Source organism: Pseudoalteromonas sp. S1608, from assembly GCF_005887265.1.
Lineage (GTDB): Bacteria > Pseudomonadota > Gammaproteobacteria > Enterobacterales > Alteromonadaceae > Pseudoalteromonas > Pseudoalteromonas undina.
Genome location: NZ_PNDK01000121.1, coordinates 1 through 328, shown reverse-complemented (window position 1 = coordinate 328; position 328 = coordinate 1). Strand labels below are relative to the sequence as shown.

1 protein-coding gene is annotated in these 328 nt (G+C 47.6%); it reads left to right on the top strand.

Annotated elements, in window-relative coordinates; all coding sequences use genetic code 11:
• Positions 1–328, top strand: a 328-nt coding sequence (locus CWB75_RS18945; protein WP_138571435.1) for a DUF4331 family protein, incomplete at both ends; no start/stop codon positions are given.

The window sequence follows — 328 nt, the reverse complement described above, 5'->3', positions numbered from 1 at the left end:
GTTATGAGCAAGGCCGCGGCGATTACGTAACCCTCATCGCAAACTACATTCCTTTACAAGATCCTTATGGTGGCCCAAATTACTTTGCATTGGACCCTGATCCTACTTATAGCATCCACATTGACACTGACCGAGCCGATATACCAGATCTCACATTTGCGCTTAACTTTGAAAGTATGCTGCCACTTGATATTCCAGGGGTACAACTGCCTGTAGGCCCAGAGGGTAATCAGCGGACCGTTTCAGTACCGCATAAAAATGTTGGCGGCATCTCTGCGGGAAAAACCGCTTCTGTAAACATTAGCGAGTGCAGGAGTATGAGCCTTTC